The organism is Nocardiopsis sp. NPDC006938 (genome assembly GCF_042869555.1).
GTDB lineage: Bacteria > Actinomycetota > Actinomycetes > Streptosporangiales > Streptosporangiaceae > Nocardiopsis.
In genome coordinates this window covers 331,932-351,768 of record NZ_JBIAGA010000001.1, presented here as the reverse complement: position 1 = coordinate 351,768, position 19,837 = coordinate 331,932, and the positions used below count along the sequence as shown (strand labels likewise).

Genomic DNA, 19,837 nt, shown 5'->3' with positions numbered 1-19,837 from the left:
CGCGGTTCAGGACAGGGAGTGCGGCAGCATCGTGGCGACGTCCACCAGCGCCTCACCCGGCTCCTCGGTGCGCCCCGACAGCGCGGACTCCACCTGCGTCAACGCCCGTTCCAGCAGGGTCGGCGCGTCATAGGGGAGCCAGTGCACCCGGGGGTCGCGGCGGAACCACGACTCCTGGCGCCGGGCGAACCTGCGTGTGGCCTGCGCGGTCTGGGCCTTGGCCTCCGACTCGGTGATCGCGCCGTCCAGCTGGGCCAGCGCCTGCGCGTAGCCGAGCGCCTTGGCGGCGGTGCGGCCCTCGCGCAGCCCGCGCGCGTCCAGGCCCCGGACCTCCTCCACCAGGCCCTGCTCCCACATGCGCTCCACCCGCAGGTCGATCCGCTCGTCGAGTTCGGGGCGCGGGGCGGTCAGCCCCAGCTGCACGCACGGGTAGAAGGAGGTGTGGTCGGGCAGGTTCGCGGTGAACGGTCGCCCCGTCAGTTCGATGACCTCCAGGGCGCGGACGATCCGCCGTCCGTTGCCCGGAAGGATGGTGCGGGCCGCCTCGGGGTCGGCCTCGGCGAGCCGGGCGTGCATCAGCCCGGGCCCGACGTCGGCCAGCTCGCCCTCCAGACGGGCGCGCACCCGGGGGTTGGTGCCGGGGAACTCCATGTGGTCCAGGACGGCGCGCACGTACAGACCGGAACCGCCCACCAGTACGGGGATGACGTCGCGGTCGGCGCAGTCGTCCACCCGCTCGCGGGCGAGGGCCTGGTAGGTGGCGACGTCGGCGGGCTCGTGCACGTCCCAGATGTCCAGGAGGTGGTGGGGCACGCCCCGGCGCTCCTCCGGGGCAAGCTTGGCGGTGCCGATGTCCATGCCCCGGTACAGCTGCATGGAGTCGGCGTTGATCACCTCGCCCCGGCGCCCGGTCCGTTCCTCCAACCACTCCGCCAGATCGACGGCCAGGTCCGACTTGCCCACAGCGGTCGGGCCCACGACCGCGATCACCTTGATCATTCCCCCAGCGTAACCACGTCCGGACCGCGCCGGTGCCAGGGCGGGTGAGAGATCGGTGGGAGTTGGGCGGCAGGCCCGGGACGCCCCTGGCCCCGGCGCGGTGCGGTCCGTTCGGTGACCCGCGCGCCCGCGTCTAGGATGGCGGGCATGCGATTCGCCAAGGCCCACGGAACCGAGAACGACTTCGTGATCCTCCCCGACCCCGACGGGGAGCTCCAGCTCACGGAGGAGACCGTCCGGTCGCTGTGCGACCGGCGCTCCGGTATCGGGGCCGACGGTGTCCTGCGGGTGGTGCGCACGCGCGCACTGGGTGAGGTCCTCGCCCCGTCCGCCCGCACCGCCGAACGGACCGAGTGGTTCATGGACTACCGCAACTCGGACGGCAGCGTGGCCGAGATGTGCGGCAACGGGGTGCGGGTCTTCGCCCACTACCTGAGGCACGCCGGTCTGGCCGCCGGCGACCGTTTCGAGGTCGGGACCCGTGACGGCGCCAAGGGGGTCGTCATCGAGCCCGGCGGCGACGTCACCGTGGACATGGGCCGGGTCGAACGGCTCGGCACCTCCTCGGCCGAGCTCGCCCGACAGGTCGTGCGCGGTGCCCGCATCTCCGTGGGCAACCCGCACCTGGCCTGCGCTGTCGACGCCCCCGTGGCCGGGATCGACCTGACCGAACCCCCCGTGGTGGACACCGAGGCCTTCCCCCAGGGAGCCAACGTCGAGGTGTTCTCCGAGGTCGGTCCCGGCGTGCTGGAGATGCGTGTGTACGAACGGGGCTCCGGAGAGACCCGTTCGTGCGGCACCGGCATCGTCGCCGCCGCCGCTGCCGCCACCCCCGAGGGCGAGGGCGCCACGTGGCGGGTGCGCGTCCCCGGCGGTGAGTGCGTGGTCTACCTGGACGCCTCGGGCGCCCGGCTGCGCGGCCCCGCCGTGATCGTCGCCGAGGGCGAGACCGTGCTGGTCTGACGGGACCGCCCGGGCGTTCACCGCACGGTCGCCTCCCGCCCGGCCGAGACGTCGAACGCGGCGTCGCAGGCGTCACGGACGGTGTCGTTGTGCGTGGCGACGACCACCGCGCAGCCCTCCCGGCTCATCTCGCGCAGTACGTCCACGACCATCGCGGCGTTGTCCCCGTCCAGGGCGCCGGTCGGCTCGTCGGCCAGGACCAGTGAGGGCCTCTTCACCATGAGGCGTGCCAGGGCCACGCGCTGCTGCTCTCCGCCGGACAGGTGGTGTACCTTCTCCGCCTCCCGCCCGGCCAGACCCACCCGGGACAGCGCGCTCGCGTGCTCGGTGCGGGTGCGGCGCCGCCGAGCCACGTCGAGGTTGGCCCTGACGGTGGCGTTCTCGATCAGGGCGTAGTTCTGGAAGAGGTAGCCGAGGTGGTCGCGGCGGAACCTGCGCTGGCGCCCCGGGCCGAGCCGGGTGACGTCGGTGCCCTCGAACACGATCCGTCCGGAGCTGGGCTTGTCCAACAGGCCCATGCAGTTGAGCAGGGTGGTCTTCCCCGAGCCGCTGGCACCGACCAGTGCGAGCATGCGGCCCGGCTCTACCGTGAGGTCCAGGCCCTCCCACAGGACGCGGGAGCCGAAGGACTTGCCGAGGTCGTTCAGGGTGATCATGGGTTTCCTTGCGTCTTCGGTTCGAGGCCCTCAGGCCCGGGAGGCGCCCTCGCGGACGACACGGCGGTGGAAGAGGGCGAGCGCGGTGACGGTGACCAGCAGGCAGGCCGCGGCGATCCCGAGCGCGTAGAGCGGCTCGGCCCCGGTGGGCGCGGCCGTCGGAAGTCCCGCCGTGGCCGGATTCGCGGCGGCGGCGATCCTGGAGAGCGTGTCCCACAGGACCCCACCGAGGAATATCAGGGTGATCGCCCCCTCGGTGAGCAGGAGCCGCCGGTGCGTGGCCGGGAAGGTCCAGCCGCAGATGTGCCGGGCGAAGATCTCCTGGGCGCGGGACCGCACGTGGATGACGCACGCGGCCATGCCGGTGAGCAGGAGGACGGCGGCCGCGCCGACCAGGTTGAACAGCTCGCCGCGCAGGACCGTCAGGGTCTGGCTGTGGGTGTGGCGCGCACTGGTGGAGAGGGGCTCCACCATGGCGATGTACCGCGACGCGGTGGGGTCGCGTTCCCGGTGGTCCTCCACCACCTCCGGGTCCGGGAAGACGGTCGAACGCGTCGTCATGTAGGAGACGTACGCGCTGTCGGAGAGCACCCCCGCGTTGGGGAGGACGACCACGACGGCGTCGTGGACCAGCGGCAGGTGGGGCCTCGGGGAGTCGAGGCCCTTGGCGGCGTAGGTGTACAGAGTCTGCCCGTCGGCCAGCGGAAGAACCTCGGTCCGGGGCGCCCGGTCGGGTCCGCCGTGCAGGTCCAGCCAGGAGCCGATGGCGTCCGCGGTGACGGCCCCGACGTCCGCCGCGGCGCCTTCGGGGACCAGGACGCGCACGGACCCGCCCGGGCCGTACCGCTCCCCTGAGGGGGCGAGGACCTCCTGCTCGCCCAGGTAGGTGTCGTTGACGAACAGGAGCGGCCGCTCGGAGCCGGGGGTCGGCGGGAGGTCCGGGGACGGCGGTGAGAGCAGGGCGGTGTCACTGGGAACGACCAGCACCATGTCGCCCCGGGAGTCGGCTTCGCGCAGCCAGGGGCCGAGCTCGTCGTCCACGGCCTGCTCGTCGGCCCACCCGTAGTTGGCGCTCAGGGAGGGGAACGAGGTGTCGCCCTGCGCCTCGGCCAGGTCCAGCTGGACCCGCTGGTCCCGTAGGCCCTGGGCGGCGGTGACGATGTTGCCGAGGACGACCAGGGTCAGCACCAGGACGGGGAGCCTGACGAGGTAGACGCAGGCGTAGGTGCTGCGGACCGGCAGACGACCTTTGAGGGAGGCCAGGACGCTGGTCGAGTACACCAGGCCCAGCGCGGCGGCGTGGGCCAGGAGACAGGCGGCCGTGAGCAGACCGAGGAAGACCAGGGCCATGAGAGAGAACAGGCCGAGCTGGTTCCACCCGTTGTACGGGCCGAGGAACACCAGCGTGCCCGCGGTGACCAGGGGGAGCACCACCGCCGCCAGCCGGGCGACCTTGAGCAGGTCGGCCGCGAGGACGCGGAGGTAGGAACGCCCCTGGAGGCGCCACACGCCGTAGTCCCTCGAGGCCAGCAGGACCCCGGCTCCGGCCGCCGTGACGGCGGCGAGCAGGGCGACCACCGACAGGTGGAACAGGTGTCCGCCCGTGAAGAAGTGCCACGCCCGGGTGGTCTGTACCCCGGGGGCCTCGTACAGGCCGAGTTCGGCGAGCTCGGCGCGCAGGGCCGTCTCGGTCTCCGACGAACCGAAGACCAGGTAGTGGCCGTTGGGTCCCACGTCCTCGAAGTCGGCCAGGGGGTGGGTCCGGACGGTGAATCCCGGGTCGAAGCCGGGATAGCCCTCCTCTAACCACCGCGCCTGGGGGGTGGGGGAGTCGGGCAGCGCCAGGTAGAGGTGGCTCACCGAGTACGGGTCGTTCACGTCGAGGACCCCGTAGCCGATCACGGTGTCGTGGTCCTCGGCGACCCGCTGCACGGCGGCCGCGACCTCGGCGGCGTCGCTGCTCTCGTCGTTCTCGGAGATCCACACGACGCGCGTGTCCTCCAGCGTGTACTGGAGGCGTTCGACTCCGATGGCGAGGAGGTAGGCGATGAGGACGGCGAACAGGGCACAGGCCGTGTAGGCGAAGGAGAGGGTTCTGTTGGGCACGAACGTTCCTGTCGGGGGCCCGCCGGTGTCGGCACCGGCGGGCCGCAGCTGGTGAGTCGGAAGGGGGGTGGAGGTGAGGCGTGGTGTGCGTGTGGGCGGGCGGTGGGTTCAGGCGCGTCAGGGAGCGCGCTCGCCGTGGCGCACGCGCGTGAATACCTGATCCCGTTCTCGTTTTCGGACCACTCCGGGGGTTCGCCCGATGCGTCCCGACGCGATCCCGTGCGCAGAGCGGTGCCCTCCCAAAGCAAAGGCGGCGATCGGTGCTCTCCACACCCCTATCGCCGCCCGCTCCGCCCCCGGTTCACGCCTTTTCGCGAACTCCGGTGAACGGCTCCGCTCCCAGACCGCGCAGGGAGGCGTCCAGGATCTGCGCGGTGTGGGCCACCCTCGTCGGCTCCCCCGCGCGCTCCATCGCCGACGCGATCTGGAGCGCGCACCCCGGGTTGCCCGACACCAGCACCCCGGCCCCCGTGGCGGCCACGTCCGCGCCCTTGCGGTCGCCCAGCGCGGCCGCGGTCTCCGGACGGAACAGGTTGTACACGCCCGCCGAGCCGCAGCAGATCTCCGCGTTGGGCAGGTCGACCACCTCCAACCCCGGGACGCCCCGCAGCAGCTCGCGAGGCTGCCGGGTCACGCCCTGGCCGTGGGACAGGTGGCAGGCGTCGTGGTAGGCCACGCGCAGCGGCACCGGTCGGCGTTCGGCGCGCGGCCCGAGTTCCACCAGGTACTCACTCAGGTCCACCACCTTCGCGGAGAACGCGCGGGCCCGCTCCACCCAGGCCGGACCGGCGCCCGCCTCCGCGAGCGTGCGCTCGACGTGCTTCATACCCGACCCGCACCCGGCCGAGTTCACCACGACCCGTTCCACCTGCCGGGCCTCGAACACCTCGACCAGGTCCTTGGCGAAGCCCGCCGCCTCGGCGAGCCGACCCGCGTGCCCCGACAGCGCCCCGCAGCACCCCTGGGAACGCGGGATCACCACCTCACACCCCTCCAGGGCCAGAACGCGGGCGGTGGCGGTGTTGACCTCGGGGAAGAACGCGCCCTGCACGCACCCCACGAGCATGCCCACCCGGGCGCGCCGCCCGCCCACCGCGGGAACGAGTTCGGGCAGCGGAGGTGGGGCAGCCGAGAGCGGCGGGGCGATCCGCTCCATCGTGGCCAGCGCCGGTGAGAGCCGGTCCAGGACTCCGGATCGGCGGACCAGGGCCGAGACACCACTGGCCTGGTAGGCGCGCAGCGGACCGCGCAGGGCCCGCAGCCGCCCCCGGTACGGGAACAGCGAGAACACCGCGCCGCGCAGCGCGCGCTCGCCCGGTGTGCGCCGGTGCTCCTCCTCGACCCGGTACCGGGTGTGCTCGATCAGGGCGTCGTAGGCCACCCCGGACGGGCACGAGGTCACACACGCCAGGCACCCCAGGCAGTTGTCGAAGTGGCCGACCGCCGTAGGGGTGAGCACGTCCTCCTCGTGCGCCTGGCCCATGAGGTGGATGCGCCCGCGCGGGGAGTCCATTTCCTGGCCCCACAGCACGTTCGTGGGGCAGGTGGGCAGGCAGAACCCGCAGTGCACGCAGTCGCTCAGCAGCTCACCGAAGAGCCGCTCCCTCTCCTCGGGGCCACCACTGGGCGGGGACGGTAGGTCGGTCACGCGGGCTCCCTGGGTCGGTGCGTACGGGGCGGCGGTCCGGTCGGCGCCCAGGCGATGGGCACCGAGGTCGGACCGAGGTCAGATGCCCCCGGCGAAGCGGCCGGGTGACAGGCGGTGTCCGGGGTCGAGCGCGTCCTTGACCGCGCGCATCAGGCCCAGCCCGGGGACCTCGCCCCACGGACTGACACCGCTGGCCCGCACGTCCGGTTCGGAGCGCAGGAGCACCAGCGGATACGCGGTTTCCGAGCGCACGCCGTCCACCGCGAGCCGGACCCGTTCGGGGTCGGTACCGGGCGGGAAGGACACCACCAGGGAACCGGTGGCCGCCGAGCCGCGCACGTGGGCGCTCGCGCCCACCGCTCCGGACACCTCCACCACCCGGCATGCGGCCGCCACGCTCTCCGCCGGGGGCACTGTGACCAGGGCCAGGGTGCCCTCCTCGGGCAACAGCCCCCAGTCCCCGGGCACCTCCTCTGAGACGGTGGGCGGGCCGTCGGCGCCGGACTCCGCCAGGGCCCGCACCGTCCTCCCCGCGCGTGCCTGCAACCCGGCGGGGGTCCCCTCCACCACCACGTCCAGCCGTCCGGGGCCCTCGGCGGGCCAGTCCAGTTCCACGGCCGAGGGCACCACGGAGGTAGCCCGCAACGAGGCCAGGGCCTCCTCGGCCCGCGATCGGGAGGACACCCGCGCGCTCACCAGGCACAACGCCTCGGGCAGGGGGTGCAGGCGGAAGGCCACCGAAGCGACCACGCCGAGGGTTCCGTACCCGCCGGTGTGCAGCTTGGCCAGGTCGTATCCGGCCACGTTCTTGACCACGCGCCCGCCGCTGCGGGCCACCACCCCGTCCGAGCGCACCACCGTCATCCCGATCACGAGGTCGCGCAGGGCGCCGCACAGCAGGCGACGCGGCCCGCTCACCCCGGTGGCCACGGCGCCGCCCACCGTGCCGCCCCGCCGGACCGGGTCGAAGGACAACCGCTGGCCCGCCGAGGCCAGCGCCGCGTACAGGTCGGCCACCGGGGTGCCCGCGCCGACCTCCACCACCAGGTCACCGGCGTCGTGGTCGATCCAGGAGAGCGCCGCGACGTCCACCAGCAGATCCACCGAGCGCGGCGTCCCGCCCCAGTCCAGGGCGGTGCCGCCGCCGCGCGGGGTCACCGTGAGCCCGCTCCGGTGCGCCGCCGCCATCACCCGTGCGAGGGCGTCGGTGTCGGACGGCGCCGCCACCCGCCCCGGGCGCACGCCGCACACGGCGTCCCGCTCCGTCGCCTCCCGTAGCGAACAGCCCTCGACATCCAGGTTCGGTGTCACCCTCGGCCCTCCCAGCCCTCGTCGTCGCTCCCGTACCACCGGTCGGCCCGCGCCCGACCGGTTCAGAACTGTTCGGCCGCGCCGGACTCCACCAGGGGGTGGACCCCGGTGCGCACCCCGGGACGCTCACCGCACAGGCGCGGTGTGGGCAACAGCTTCTCCGGGTTGGCGATCCCCTCCGGGTCGAGGGCCCGCCGGAAGAGGTCGAAGGTCTCCAGGGCGGCGTCGTCGAACATCCGGGGCATCTTGCACGCCTTGTCCACACCCACCCCGTGTTCGCCGGTGATCGACCCGCCGTACTCCACGCACAGGTCCAGGATCGCCCCCGACACCCGTTCGGCGCGCTCGGCCTCACCGGGCTCGGCGTCGTCGAACAACACGAGCGGGTGCAGGTTGCCGTCCCCGGCGTGGAAGACGTTGGCCACCCGGATGCCGGACTCCCGCGACAGGGCGGCGATCCGGCCCAGCACCTCACCCAGGGCGGTGCGCGGCACCACTCCGTCCTGGACGATGTAGGCGGGGCTGATCCGGCCCACCGCGGCGAAGGCCGACTTGCGGCCCTTCCAGATCAGGGCCCGTTCCTCGGCACCGCTGGCCGCTCGGGTCTCGAAGGACCCGGCGTCCGCGCACAGCGCCGTGACGCGTTCCAGCTGGGCGTCGACCTCCTCGGCGGGGCCGTCCAGTTCCACCACCAGTACGGCGGCCGCCCCCTCGGGGTAGGCGCAGGCCACGGCGCGTTCGGCGGCCTCGACGGCCAGCGCGTCCATCATCTCGATCGCGGAGGGCAGCACCCCGGCGGCGATGATCGCGCTCACCGCCCGACCGCCCGCGTCCAGTGAGGTGAACGCCGACAGCAGGGTGACGGTCCGCTCGGGGCTCCGGGTCAGGGACACCGTGACCCGTGTGGCCACGCCCAGGGTGCCCTCGGAACCGACGAACGCACCGATGAGGTCGTACCCGTGCGCCCCGGGGGCCTTTCCGCCGAGCTCGACGACCTCGCCGGAGGGGGTGACGATCTGGAGGCCGCGCACGTGGTTGACGGTGAACCCGTACTTGAGGCAGTGCGCACCGCCCGAGTTCTCCGCGACGTTGCCGCCCACGGAGCACACCTGCTGGCTGGAGGGATCGGGCGCGTAGTAGTACCCGAAGGGGCTGGCGGCCCGGGTCACGTCGAGGTTGGCCACGCCCGGTTCGACCACCGCGCACTCGTTGTCGACGTCGATCTCCAGCACGCGTCGCATACGGGAGGTGACCAGCAGGACGCCCTCGGAGTGGGGGAGCGCACCGGCCGAGAGGCCGGTGCCCGCACCGCGCGGGACGAACGGGACGCCGTGTTCGGCGCAGAGCCGGACGACGGCCGCGATCTGTTCGGTGGTGGTCGGCATGACCACCACACCGGGGGTGGCACGGTGGTGGGTGAGGCCGTCGCTCTCGTAGACGCGGCGTTGGGAGGGGTCGGTGAGGACCCCGTCGTCACCGCAGATCTCGCGCAGCCGGGGCGTCAGGGCGGCCAACACCTCGGTGGTGCGCTGTACGGGCGTGGTCATGGGCGCCTCCCGGTTCCGTCCGGAGGACCCGGCGGGGGGCGGTGTCCTCCTTCTGCGGTCTCGCAAGGGGACCGTACGACCGCGCCCCCTGCCGAGGCAAGGGGGCACGGTGGAAACGATATTTCGTTGTGTGGAACCGGTGGGGTTCCGCCGGGCCGCCGGGGAGGCCGGCCCGGACGGGCCCCGGGCCGCTACGGCATGCGCTCGTAGGCGGGCAGGGTCAGGAAGTCGACGTAGTCGTCGTCCAGGGCCACCTCGGTGAAGAGCTCACTGGCCTGCTTGTACAGGCCCTCGTCGAAGCCGTCGCCCAGGGACTCGCGGATCGCGGTCAGCTCCTCGCCGATGATCTGGCGCACCAGCTCGGCGGTGACCTTCTCGCCGCCGTCCAGGGTGACGTCGTTGTGCAGCCACTGCCAGATCTGGGACCGGGAGATCTCGGCGGTGGCGGCGTCCTCCATGAGGTTGTGGATCGCCACCGCGCCGTTGCCGCCCATCCACGCCGCCAGGTACTGGAGGGCGACGTTGACGTTGCTGCGCAGACCGGCGAGCGTGACGCCGCCCGGGGTCTGATCCACGGCGAGCAGGTCGGCGGCGGTCACCTCGACGTCGGGGCGCTGCTTGTCGATCTGGTTGGGGCGGTCGCCCAGGACGCCGTCGAAGACCTCGCGGGCGATCGGGACCAGGTCGGGGTGGGCGACCCAGGAGCCGTCGAAACCGTCGCCGGACTCACGGGACTTGTCGTCACGGACCTTGGCGAAGGCGTTCCGGTTGACCTCCTCGTCCCTGCGGGACGGGATGAAGGCGGCCATGCCGCCGATGGCGTGGGCGCCGCGCTTGTGGCAGGTCTTGACCAGCAGCTCGGTGTAGGCACGCATCATCGGGGCGGTCATCGTGACGGCGTTGCGCTCGGGCAGCAGGAACGCGCGGCCGCGGGTGCGGTGGGTCTTGATGATGCTGAAGAGGTAGTCCCAGCGGCCCGCGTTGAGGCCCGCGGAGTGCTCGCGGAGCTCGTACAGGATCTCCTCCATCTCGAACGCGGCCGGGATGGTCTCGATCAGGCAGGTGGCGCGGATGGTGCCGCGCGGGATCTCCAGGCGCTCCTGGGCCAGCACGAAGACGTCGTTCCAGAGGCGCGCCTCCAGGTGGCTCTGCATCTTCGGCAGGTAGAAGTAGGGCCCCCGGCCCTTGGCGATCTGGCGCTTGGCGCTGTGGAAGAGGTAGAGCGCGAAGTCGACGATGCCGCCGCTGGTGCGCTGGCCGTCGACGAGGACGTGCTTCTCGTCGAGGTGCCAGCCGCGCGGGCGGACCACGATCGTGGCCAGCTCGGAGTCGTCCTTGAGGGCGTAGGTCTTGCCCTGGGGGGAGGTGAAGTCGATCTCGCGGTCCAGGGCGTCGCGCAGGTTGAGCTGCCCCTGGATCATGTTCTCCCACAGCGGGGTGTTGGCGTCCTCGAAGTCGGCCAGCCACACCTTCGCGCCCGAGTTGAGCGCGTTGATCGTCATCTTGCGGTCGGTGGGACCGGTGATCTCGACGCGGCGGTCGGTGATGCCGGGCGCGGCCGGGGCGACCCTCCAGCTGTCGTCCTCGCGGATGTGCCTGGTCTCGGGGAGGAAGTCGAGGTCCTCACCGGCGGCGATCCGCTCCTCGCGGGTCCGGCGCGCGGCCAGCAGCTCCTGGCGGCGCGGTTCGAAGGTGCGGTGCAGTTCGGCGACGAGGGCGAGGGCGTCCTCGGTGAGGATCTCGTCGAACCGATCGTTGAGGGGGCCGGTGATCTCGACCCCGTGCGTGGCGCCCATGGAGAACCTTCCGCAATACGAAACAAGCTTCTGGGATGTGGAAATGAAGCTACTATCTTGATGTCGAGCGGTCAACGTCACTCACACGCTTGATCAGTGGAGATCTTCATCGTCTCGGAAGTATGCCCAAACTTTCCCCGAAAGATCTGCGCTTCTTGAGTGTCCGATCTACTCCCAGCGTCTCACGCGCCCGAGTCGAGACATGGCCTGTGTCACGTTCCCTGCGATAATTCGGATGCCCCGCCCGAGCGGAGGTGCGAGCATCGTGGCCACGGGGCCGCCCACCCGCTCCGGGAAGAACGACGGCGGCGTACGCGTTGACCCACCTGGAGGGATATGAATACAGCTGACACCCACGGAAGCGACCGCGCGGGCCACGGGGCCCACGGCGCGGACGACCTCCGTGAGGAGAGCACCACCGGTGGCGCCGCCACCGGCGGTGACCACCACGAGGACCAGGGCCACGCGCCCGACCAGGGCGAGATGGAACTGGCCGAACGGCACGCGCTCCGCCGCGTCCAGGGCCTGTCCACCGAGCTCACCGACGTCACCGAGGTCGAGAACCGTAAGCTCCGGCTCGAACGCGTCGTGCTCATCGGCGTCTGGACCAGGGGCAACCAGACCGACGCCGACAACTCGCTGACCGAGCTGGCCGCACTCGCCGAGACGGCGGGCGCCCTCGTCCTCGAAGGACTCACCCAGCGCCGGTCCAAGCCCGACCCCGCCACCTACGTCGGCAAGGGCAAGGCCGCCGAACTGCGCGACATCGTCGAGGCCACCGGTGCCGACACCGTCATCTGCGACGGCGAACTCACCCCGGGCCAGCTGCGCCAACTGGAGGAGGTCGTCAAGGTCAAGGTGGTCGACCGCACCGCCCTGATCCTCGACATCTTCGCCCAGCACGCCAGCAGCAGCGAGGGCAAGGCCCAGGTCGAACTCGCCCAGCTCAACTACCTGCTGCCGCGCCTGCGCGGTTGGGGCGACTCACTGTCCCGACAGGCCGGCGGCTCCGGCGGTGGCGGCGCGGGCGGCGGCGTGGGACTGCGCGGACCCGGTGAGACCAAGATCGAGACCGACCGCCGACGCATCAACGACAAGATGGCCAAGCTGCGCCGTCAGCTCGCCCACATGCGTACCGCGCGCGATGTCAAGAAGGACGTCCGGCGTACCCGCGAGGTGCCCTCGGTGGCGATCGCCGGGTACACCAACGCAGGCAAGTCGAGCCTGCTCAACCGGCTCACCGGTGCCGGGGTCCTGGTGGAGAACGCCCTGTTCGCCACCCTCGACCCGACCGTCCGCCAGGCACGCACGCCCGACGGCCGGGGCTTCACCCTGAGCGACACCGTCGGCTTCGTCCGGCACCTGCCGCACCAGCTGGTGGAGGCGTTCCGCTCCACCCTGGAGGAGGTCGCCGACTCCGACCTGATCCTGCACGTGGTCGACGGCTCGCACCCCGACCCCGAACAGCAGATCAGCGCGGTCCGCGAGGTGTTCGCCGAGATCGAGGCCGTCGACGTGCCCGAGCTCATCGTGGTGAACAAGGTCGACGCCGCCGACCCCGATACCCTCAGGACGCTGCGCACCCGCTACCCCGACCTGGTCGAGGTCTCCGCGCGCACCGGCGAGGGGGTGCCCGATCTGGTCACCGCGCTGGCCGACGCGCTCCCCGAGCTCGCCAAGGAGGTGCGTGCGCTCGTCCCGTACTCGCGGGGCGACCTCATCGCCAGGGCCCACGAGGAGGGCCGCATCCTGAGCGAGGAGCACACGGCCGAGGGGACGGCGCTGCACGCCTTCGTCCCCGCGCTGCTCGCCGCCAAGCTCGACGAGTACACGCCCAGCAACGCCTGAGGCCAGGCGACCACCCGGCCGGGACGTCCACGCGACGTCCCGGCCGCCGTGTGTTCGGGCCCCCTCTCCCGGCGGCAGCGGGCCGGACCTCGCGTTCACGAGAACCGTCCCCGAACGCCGCACACGGCAAGGACGGGCAGTTCGGGAGGTCGGGTGGCCTTCGTCACCCTGCGGGCTTGCGAGTTTCGCTCGGTAACGCTCGCATTCGTCCGCCTGGAGAGGTGTACACGGACTCCGGGGATGGACTACGGTTTTGGAGCACTGGCCGGCAGTGATCGCTGTCCCCCCGGGCCAACGCGCACCCCCACTGTCACGGCACCGCGAGGCGACTCCGGGTCGCCCTCGGCCCTGTCGGAATCGCATCCAGATACGAGGTCGCCATGCCCGCCCGCGCACGCCACGTCCCCGCTCCGCGTGTGTCGCCGCGGAACTGACCGGCGACCCCCATGACGGTAGTACTCCTCACCAACATCGGTCGCCTGTGGACCGGGAACGAGCTGCTCACCAAGGCCGCCCTCCTCATGGACAACGACCGGATCGCCTGGGTCGGCCCGGCCGCGGAGCTCCCCCAGCGCATCCCCGGGGTGATGGAGGACCTCACCGACGTCGACGAGGTCGTCAACATCGGCGGCGGACTCATCACCCCCGGACTGGTCGACGCCCACTGCCACCCCGTCTACGCGGGCGACCGCTACGCCGAGGTCAACATGTGGGCCAAGGGCGCGACCCGAGCCGACATCTTCGCCGCCGGGGGCGGGGTGTCCACGACCGTCACCATCACCCGGGGGACCGACCCCTGGACGCTGTGCAACGCCGTACGGGAACGCCTGCGGCACTGGGTGCTCTCCGGCAGCACCACCGTGGAGGCCAAGACCGGCTACCACCTCACCCGGGACGGCGAGCTCGCCGACGTGCGCCTGCTGCGCTCCCTGGAGGAGGAGCCCGGCATGCCCCGGCTGCACGTCACCTTCTTCCCCGCGCACGGCGTCCCGCCGGAGTTCTTCGGCCGCCCCAAGGAGTACGTGGCCACCGCCGCCTCCTGGCTCAGCGACGCCGCCATGGCCGGAGCCGACGGGGTGGACGTCTACTGCGACAACCAGCAGTTCACCACCGAGGACGCCCACATGCTCCTGGGGGTGGGCCAGTCGGTGGGCCTGCGCACCACGCTGCACGCCTGCTCACGGCCCCGCCACGGAGCGGTCCGGATGGCGGCCGAGCTCGGCTGCTCCTCGGTGGACCTCCTGCACGAGGCCGACGACGAGGACCTGTTGGCGTTGGCGGCCACCCGCACGCCCGTCGTGGCCTGTCCCACCACCGCCCTGCACGAACGCCGCACCCCGCCGGTGCGCGCGCTGCTCGACCACGGCGTCCCCGTGGGCCTGGGCACCGACCACAACCCCGGGCAGTCCGGTACCACGTCCATGCCGTTGGTCATCTCCCTGGCCGTGTCCATGTTCGAGATGACCGTGCAGGAAGCCCTCAACGCGGCCACCGCGGGTAGCGCGCACGCCCTGGGCCTCAACGACCGGGGCATGCTCGCCCCGGGCATGCTGGCCGACCTCGTGCAGTGGGACGCCGACCACGAGGGCGCCTTCGCGTGGTCCATGGGCCTGCACACCCTGCGCGTGTGGCAGGGCGGCCGCACCATCCGCTGAGGTCGCCCCGGCGGAGCGACCGCACCACGCGCGTTCCGGGAGGCGCCCATCCCCGGGTCGGCGCCCGTCGTGGAACTCCCTCTCTCCGGCACACGCGTGCTGGGAGGTGTGGTGGTCTTCCGGTCAGCGGGCGCCCCGGGCGCGGGCGATCTCGATCACCGCGCGCTCCAGCGCGTACTCGGGGTCGCGTCCGGCGCCCTTGATCAGCGCGTCGGTCTCCGCGATGACCGCCATGGCCCGGGTCAACCCGGCCGCGCTCCATCCCCGGGCCTGCTGGCGCAGGGTCCGCAGCTTCCACGGGGGCACCTTGGCCCGTTTGGCCAGTTCGGCCTCGTTCATGCCGCGCGGCGGCTGGGCGGCCACCGCGATCCCGCGTACCGCCCCGGCCAGCGCGCTGTTGATGAGCACCGGTGCGGTACCCACCGCGAGCGACCACCGCAGCTGTTCCAGGGCCTCGGCCAGACGCCCCTCCACGGCCCGGTCGGCGACGCTGAATCCGGAGGCCTCCGCCTTGCCGGAGTGGTAGCGGGCCACCGCCGCCGCGTCCACCCGGCCCTGGGTGTCGGCGATCAACTGGGTGCAGGCGGCGGCGATCTCGCGCAGCTCGGTACCGACGGCGTCCACCAGTGCCTGGGCGGCGTCGGAGGTGATCTGCCGTCCTGCGGAGGAGAACTCGCCCTTGACGAAGGCGACCCGCTCGGTCCCCTTCGTGGGCCCCTTGCAGTCCACCCTCAGGGCCCCCGCCTTCACCGCGGCCTGGAGCAGCGCCTTGCCCTTGGCCCCGCCCGCGTGGGTGAGCACCATGAACACGTCGTCGGCGGGGGCACGGAGGTAGTCCGTGACGGTTGCCGCGAGGTCCTTGACCAGGTCCTGGGAAGAGCGGATCACCACCACCCGGCGGTCGCCGAAGAGCGAGGGGGAGGTGACCTCCACCAGGGTGGTCGGGCCGACCTGGGAGGGCACGAGGTCGTGGACGTCCACCTCGGGGTCCTCCTCGCGGGCCGAGGCGACGACGGCGGCCACGGCCCGGTCGACGAGGAGCTCCTCGTCGCCGACGATGAGCGTGATGAGGGCGGGTGCAGGCATACAACGAGGATGCCACGCCCCGCCGACCAACCGGTGCCCGATCACCCCCGCCGCGGCCGCCCGACCCGGCGGGGCCCGCTCCCAGACGCTACGGATCGGGCCCCGGACCCCGGACGGCCACCCGCACCGGGTCGCCCAGGACGGCGACGTCACCGTCGAGGTCGGTCCGCGCGTGCGCCCGCACCACCCCCTCCAGCACACCCACCGTGAACGGGGTCGGGTGTCCGTAGGCGTTCCCCCTGCCCGCCGAGGTGACCGCCACCGTCGCGCCGGTGGCGGTCAGGAAGGCCGTGGACTGCGTGTTCGCCCCGTGGTGGGGCGTGGTCAGCACGGTCACCGACAACAGCTCCGGTTCCGGCTCGCGCAGCAGGGCCTCCTGGCCCTGCTCCTCGACGTCCCCGGTGAACAGCACCGACATGTGCGGTCCGTCCGCGCGCACCACCAGTGAGGAGTCGTTCACCGAACCCACGAACCCGCTGGTGGGCCAGAGCACCCGCAGTAGCCACGGACCCGCCCGGTACCGTCGCCCCCGCTCGCCCTCCTCCAGTCGCACCCCCTCCTCCTCCAGCAGCCGCCCCACCGCGCCCTGACCGAACCCCGGCGGGGCCAGCGCGACCGCGACCCTCCGGTGCCGCAGCACCCCGGGTACGCCGTCGACGTGGTCGGCGTGGTCGTGGCTCAGGACCAGCAGCGCGACCCCGCGCACTCCCAGGCGCCCCAGGCAGGCGTCCACCAGGTCCGGGTCGTCCCCCGTGTCGAAGACCACCGCCTCCCCGCGCCCCGCCGACAGCACGAACGCGTCACCCTGGCCCACGTCGCAGGCGACCAGCGCCCACCCCGGCGGAGGCCACCCGCCCGGTACGCAGCGGGCCGCCAAACCCAGGACCAGCACCGCCACGGCCCCGGCGGCGAGCACCCGGCGGACCAGGCCGCGGGTCACCAGGAACACCGACAGCACCACGGCCAGCACCAGGGCACCCGCCACGTCCGACCGCCAGGGCAGGGCGCCGAACGGGACGCCCGCCCCGACCCGCGCCACCAGGGCGATCCAGGACACCCCCCATCCGGGCAGGGGCGCCAGGAACGCGGCGGCGCCGGGCCACACCGAGGCCAGCGCGGTCAACGCCGAACCCGCCACCGTCACCACCGCCACCACCGGCGCGGCCAGGACGTTGGCCGGGACCGCCACCCACGACACCTCACCGGACAGCAGCACCAGCACCGGGGCCACCGCCACCTGGGCCGCCACCGCGACCGCCAGGGCCTCGGCGACCGGGCGGGGCCAGCGCGCCGACCACACCCGGGTCCACCCCGGTACGAGCAGCAGGATGCCCGCCGTGGCCAGCACCGACAGCGCGAACCCGTAGGAGGCGGCCAGTCCCGGCGCCACGAACAGCACCCCCACCACCGTGACGCACAGGGCCCGCAACCCGGCGTGCTCCCGCCCCGCAGCGAGCGCCCACAGGCCCAACGACCCCATGAACGCCGCCCGCACCACACTGGGTTCCGGGCGGCAGACCAGGACGAACACCCAGATCATCAGGGCCCCGCCCAGCACGGCGCACCAGGCGGGAGCCCGCGCCCATCGCGCCAGCCCCAGCACGAACCCGGTCAGGATCGCGAGGTTGGCGCCGCTCACCGTCAGCAGGTGGGTCATCCCGGTGGCGCGGAAGTCCTCGGCGGTCCGTTCCGGCAACGACGACACGTCGCCGACGATCAGTGCCGGGAGCAGCCCCCGCTCCGGTTGGGGCAGCCCCGAGGAGGCCTCCCGCAGACCGGACCGGACCCCGCCCGCAAACGCCTGGAGCCCTCCGGGCGGCTCCACCCGCTCAGGGGGACCGCGCACGAGGACCAGCGAGGCCGTCAACGGGTCGGCGTCCGTGGCCAGGAACGAGCCCCGGGCCTCGAAGGACTGACCGGGCAACAGCTCCGACCAGCCGGGGCCGGAGGCCAGCACCACCACCGGGGCCCGCGACGCCCGCTCCGCCCCCTCCACCCGCACCCACGCGGTACGCGCCGGCACCACCCATGCCGCGCGGCCGGGGCGCGGCATCCCCGCCCGGGCGCGGGGGTCGGTGGAGACCACCGCTCGGAAGGTCGTCTCACCGTCGTGCTCCACCGCCGCCACGGCGGCGCTGGACGCCGTCCGGTGCACGTGGGTACCGGTCACGGCCGCCACCGTCGCCGCGCAGGCCAGTGCGGCGACCACCGCCAGCACCGGGGCCTCCAGGGCGGGACGGGTCACCGTGAGCGCGGCCAGGGCCGCGCAGCCCAGCACCCCCGCCAGGAACCAGGACAGCCACGGAGGCAGGGCCAGGGCGCCGAGCGCCGCCAGCCAGGCGGCGACGGCGGGCAGGAGCAGCCGCAGATCGGGCGGACGGTCCATGCCGTGGGCGTCGGTCCCCAGCCAGCTGGCCACGGCGCTCACCCCACCGTCACGTGGGGTTCGAGGGTGCGGAAGGTCTTCTCCGCGATGCCGTCGACCCCCAACAGGTCCTCGACGCTACCGAAGGAGCCGCCGAGGGCCTCGCGGTGGGCGAGGATCTGCCGAGCCTTCTTCTCACCGATCCCGGGCAGGGTCTCCAGGGCGGACTGGTCGGCGCGGTTGAGGTCGACCGGTGCCGGGCCGCCCCCGGCACCGGCCTGCGCCTCGCCCTCCGGCGGCGGGACGCCCACGAGGACGCGTTCCCCGTCGGTCAACGGCCGGGCCAGGTTGACCAGGTCCAGGTCGGCGTCGGGCAGCGCACCGCCCGCCTCCTCGACGGCGTCAGCCACACGCGACCCCCCGGGCATCGTGTACAGGCCGGGCTCGGCCACCTCGCCGCCCACGTGCACCACCACGTCGCCCTCGGGCACGGCCTCTCCGTCGGGCACGGGCACGGCCTCGGCGCCGTCGGCCGGCGAGGGCGGAGCCGAGGCCCCGGCGGGCGCGCCCCCGCCCTCCGGCGCGGACACGGTCACCTCGGCGGGCCGCTCCCGCAGGAACAGGAGGGCGCCCACCACGGCGAGCGCGCCCAGCACCGCCAGGGCCGCCACGGCGCGCCGGGACAACGCCGTCCGCGAGCCCCAGCTGGCGGCGACGCGCTCCAGGGCGGAGACGGCAGACTCGGGCGCCAGCTCCGTGTACCCGGAGGGCGGCCGGACCGGCTCCGGCTCGGTGGGCCCGGGCGGCCCCCCACGCCCCTTGCGGACGTGGTCGGTGTCGTCGTGGCCAGTGCGCGCGGAGCCGGGCTCGGGCTCGGTGGGGGACCCGTTCCGGCCGTGGGTCGGGAGCCGGGGGCGCCCGGTCGAGCCGTCGCGGACACTCGGGCGCGCGCCGTCGTGAGAGCTCCGCGCCGCCGGAGCCCCAGGACGGCTCACCCGCCCGGGAGGTCCGCCCCGCGAGGCGGGGGAGGGGGCCCTCGCACCGTCCGGTGCCCCGGCCGGGGAGGTCGGAACGGTGGACGCGGACGCCGGATCGTCCTCCCCGGTGTCCGGGGCCGCCCCGGACCACCCCTCCCACAACGGGCCCGGCGGGGACGGGGAACGCCGGTGCGGCCCCGGATCGTGACCGGCAGCCCGGGAGGGCGGGGGTTCCCCGTCCGCGCCGACCGCGTAGGGCGGCCGGGGCAGGGCGGCCACGGGATCGGAGGGCGACCACGACCGGCCGCCCGGGTCCACCGGGCCGGGAACGGAGTCCAGGCCGAGCGTGCGCAGCCGTTCCTCGGGGTCGGGCGGGGCGGGAGTACGCCGTGACCGGCGCGAAGGGGCCATGGTTCAACGCTAGGCAGGTCGGGACCGTCTGTCACCGGGCGATCCCCGCCTGTGGACAACCGGGCCGCGGGCCTCCCCCGGGCACGGCGAAGGGCCCGGTCCCACGGACCGGGCCCCTCAGAAGCCGTGTACCTGGGTCCTAGGCGGACTGCAGGTCGTGCAGGCGCTTGGCGATCGCGCTCTTGCGGTTCGCGGCCTGGTTCTTGTGGATGACGCCCTTGCTGCTGGCCTTGTCCAGGGCGCGAGCGGCGTCACGCTGCGCGACGGTGGCCTGCTCGACGTTCCCGGCCTCGGCAGCTTCGCGGAACTTCCGAACGGCCGTCTTCAGGGAAGAGCGCACCGCCTGGTTGCGGACACGAGCCTTCTCGTTCTGCCGAATGCGCTTCTTCTGCGACTTGATGTTCGCCATGCGAAAACGTGCTCCAGTTACTGTGATCTTCGCGTCGGTCGAACAGGCGGCTCATCCCAT

Annotated in this window: 14 protein-coding genes; 3 read left to right on the top strand and 11 right to left on the bottom strand. The window is 73.2% G+C overall.

Annotation, left to right across the window (positions count from 1 at the left end):
- Nucleotides 1–6: 6 nt before the first annotated feature.
- The gene (gene miaA / locus ACFYL4_RS01590; protein WP_357759076.1) at nt 7–999 is read right to left on the bottom strand and encodes a tRNA (adenosine(37)-N6)-dimethylallyltransferase MiaA; all 993 of its coding nucleotides are present in this window, start codon (nt 997–999) and stop codon (nt 7–9) included.
- A gap of 138 nt (nt 1,000–1,137) precedes the next feature.
- Here miaA and dapF point away from each other — a divergent pair, with 138 nt between their 5' ends.
- Nucleotides 1,138–1,962, top strand: a complete 825-nt coding sequence (gene dapF, locus ACFYL4_RS01585) for a diaminopimelate epimerase (RefSeq protein WP_387515596.1) — start codon at nt 1,138–1,140, stop codon at nt 1,960–1,962.
- A 17-nt stretch (nt 1,963–1,979) separates the two neighbouring features.
- Here the strand turns inward: dapF and ACFYL4_RS01580 are convergent, their stop codons facing one another.
- The 6 genes from ACFYL4_RS01580 to aceB form a co-directional block, all read right to left on the bottom strand.
- Nucleotides 1,980–2,618, bottom strand: a complete 639-nt coding sequence (locus ACFYL4_RS01580; RefSeq protein ID WP_387515594.1) for an ABC transporter ATP-binding protein — start codon at nt 2,616–2,618, stop codon at nt 1,980–1,982.
- Between the two features lie 30 nt (nt 2,619–2,648).
- Nucleotides 2,649–4,724 (bottom strand): hypothetical protein, encoded by a 2,076-nt coding sequence (locus ACFYL4_RS01575; protein ID WP_387515592.1) that lies wholly within the window; start codon nt 4,722–4,724, stop codon nt 2,649–2,651.
- A gap of 301 nt (nt 4,725–5,025) precedes the next feature.
- A complete protein-coding gene (locus ACFYL4_RS01570) occupies nt 5,026–6,372 on the bottom strand; it encodes a (Fe-S)-binding protein (RefSeq protein ID WP_387515590.1) in 1,347 nt (448 codons plus the stop codon).
- Between the two features lie 78 nt (nt 6,373–6,450).
- Nucleotides 6,451–7,683: an FAD-binding oxidoreductase gene (locus ACFYL4_RS01565; protein WP_387515588.1), complete on the bottom strand. Its 1,233-nt coding sequence runs from the start codon at nt 7,681–7,683 to the stop codon at nt 6,451–6,453.
- 62 nt (nt 7,684–7,745) lie between these two features.
- Nucleotides 7,746–9,230 (bottom strand): FAD-linked oxidase C-terminal domain-containing protein, encoded by a 1,485-nt coding sequence (locus ACFYL4_RS01560; RefSeq protein ID WP_387515586.1) that lies wholly within the window; start codon nt 9,228–9,230, stop codon nt 7,746–7,748.
- 191 nt (nt 9,231–9,421) lie between these two features.
- Nucleotides 9,422–11,026, bottom strand: a complete 1,605-nt coding sequence (gene aceB, locus ACFYL4_RS01555) for a malate synthase A (protein WP_357759095.1) — start codon at nt 11,024–11,026, stop codon at nt 9,422–9,424.
- 336 nt (nt 11,027–11,362) lie between these two features.
- Here aceB and hflX point away from each other — a divergent pair, with 336 nt between their 5' ends.
- Both hflX and ACFYL4_RS01545 read left to right on the top strand, forming a co-directional pair.
- The gene (gene hflX / locus ACFYL4_RS01550) at nt 11,363–12,874 is read left to right on the top strand and encodes a GTPase HflX (RefSeq protein ID WP_357759097.1); all 1,512 of its coding nucleotides are present in this window, start codon (nt 11,363–11,365) and stop codon (nt 12,872–12,874) included.
- A gap of 446 nt (nt 12,875–13,320) precedes the next feature.
- On the top strand, nt 13,321–14,529 hold the full coding sequence (locus ACFYL4_RS01545; protein ID WP_387515583.1) for an amidohydrolase family protein: 1,209 nt from the start codon (nt 13,321–13,323) through the stop codon (nt 14,527–14,529).
- Nucleotides 14,530–14,652: 123 nt separating this feature from the next.
- On the opposite strand, the gene holA is transcribed toward ACFYL4_RS01545, so the two are convergent.
- From holA to rpsT, 4 genes are all read right to left on the bottom strand, one after another.
- Nucleotides 14,653–15,615, bottom strand: a complete 963-nt coding sequence (holA, locus tag ACFYL4_RS01540; RefSeq protein WP_387515581.1) for a DNA polymerase III subunit delta — start codon at nt 15,613–15,615, stop codon at nt 14,653–14,655.
- A gap of 88 nt (nt 15,616–15,703) precedes the next feature.
- Nucleotides 15,704–18,034: a ComEC/Rec2 family competence protein gene (locus ACFYL4_RS01535; RefSeq protein ID WP_387515579.1), complete on the bottom strand. Its 2,331-nt coding sequence runs from the start codon at nt 18,032–18,034 to the stop codon at nt 15,704–15,706.
- A 5-nt stretch (nt 18,035–18,039) separates the two neighbouring features.
- Complete coding sequence (locus ACFYL4_RS01530) at nt 18,040–19,368, bottom strand: helix-hairpin-helix domain-containing protein (protein ID WP_387515576.1); 1,329 nt, start codon at nt 19,366–19,368, stop codon at nt 18,040–18,042.
- A gap of 139 nt (nt 19,369–19,507) precedes the next feature.
- Nucleotides 19,508–19,777 carry a 30S ribosomal protein S20 gene (gene rpsT / locus ACFYL4_RS01525; protein ID WP_357759110.1) on the bottom strand — a complete coding sequence of 90 codons (270 nt, stop codon included), beginning with the start codon at nt 19,775–19,777 and terminating at the stop codon, nt 19,508–19,510.
- Between the last annotated feature and the right edge of the window lie 60 nt (nt 19,778–19,837).

Excerpts from the sequence above, each read along its gene's own strand:
- miaA (WP_357759076.1), bottom strand. The coding sequence starts at position 999 with ATGATCAAGGTGATCGCGGTCGTGGGCCCGACCGCTGTGGGCAAGTCG.
- dapF (WP_387515596.1), top strand. The coding sequence starts at position 1,138 with ATGGCGGGCATGCGATTCGCCAAGGCCCACGGAACCGAGAACGACTTC.
- ACFYL4_RS01580 (WP_387515594.1), bottom strand. The coding sequence starts at position 2,618 with ATGATCACCCTGAACGACCTCGGCAAGTCCTTCGGCTCCCGCGTCCTG.
- ACFYL4_RS01560 (WP_387515586.1), bottom strand. The coding sequence starts at position 9,230 with ATGACCACGCCCGTACAGCGCACCACCGAGGTGTTGGCCGCCCTGACG.
- aceB (WP_357759095.1), bottom strand. The coding sequence starts at position 11,026 with ATGGGCGCCACGCACGGGGTCGAGATCACCGGCCCCCTCAACGATCGG.
- hflX (WP_357759097.1), top strand. The coding sequence starts at position 11,363 with ATGAATACAGCTGACACCCACGGAAGCGACCGCGCGGGCCACGGGGCC.
- ACFYL4_RS01545 (WP_387515583.1), top strand. The coding sequence starts at position 13,321 with ATGACGGTAGTACTCCTCACCAACATCGGTCGCCTGTGGACCGGGAAC.
- holA (WP_387515581.1), bottom strand. The coding sequence starts at position 15,615 with ATGCCTGCACCCGCCCTCATCACGCTCATCGTCGGCGACGAGGAGCTC.
- ACFYL4_RS01530 (WP_387515576.1), bottom strand. The coding sequence starts at position 19,368 with ATGGCCCCTTCGCGCCGGTCACGGCGTACTCCCGCCCCGCCCGACCCC.
- rpsT (WP_357759110.1), bottom strand. The coding sequence starts at position 19,777 with ATGGCGAACATCAAGTCGCAGAAGAAGCGCATTCGGCAGAACGAGAAG.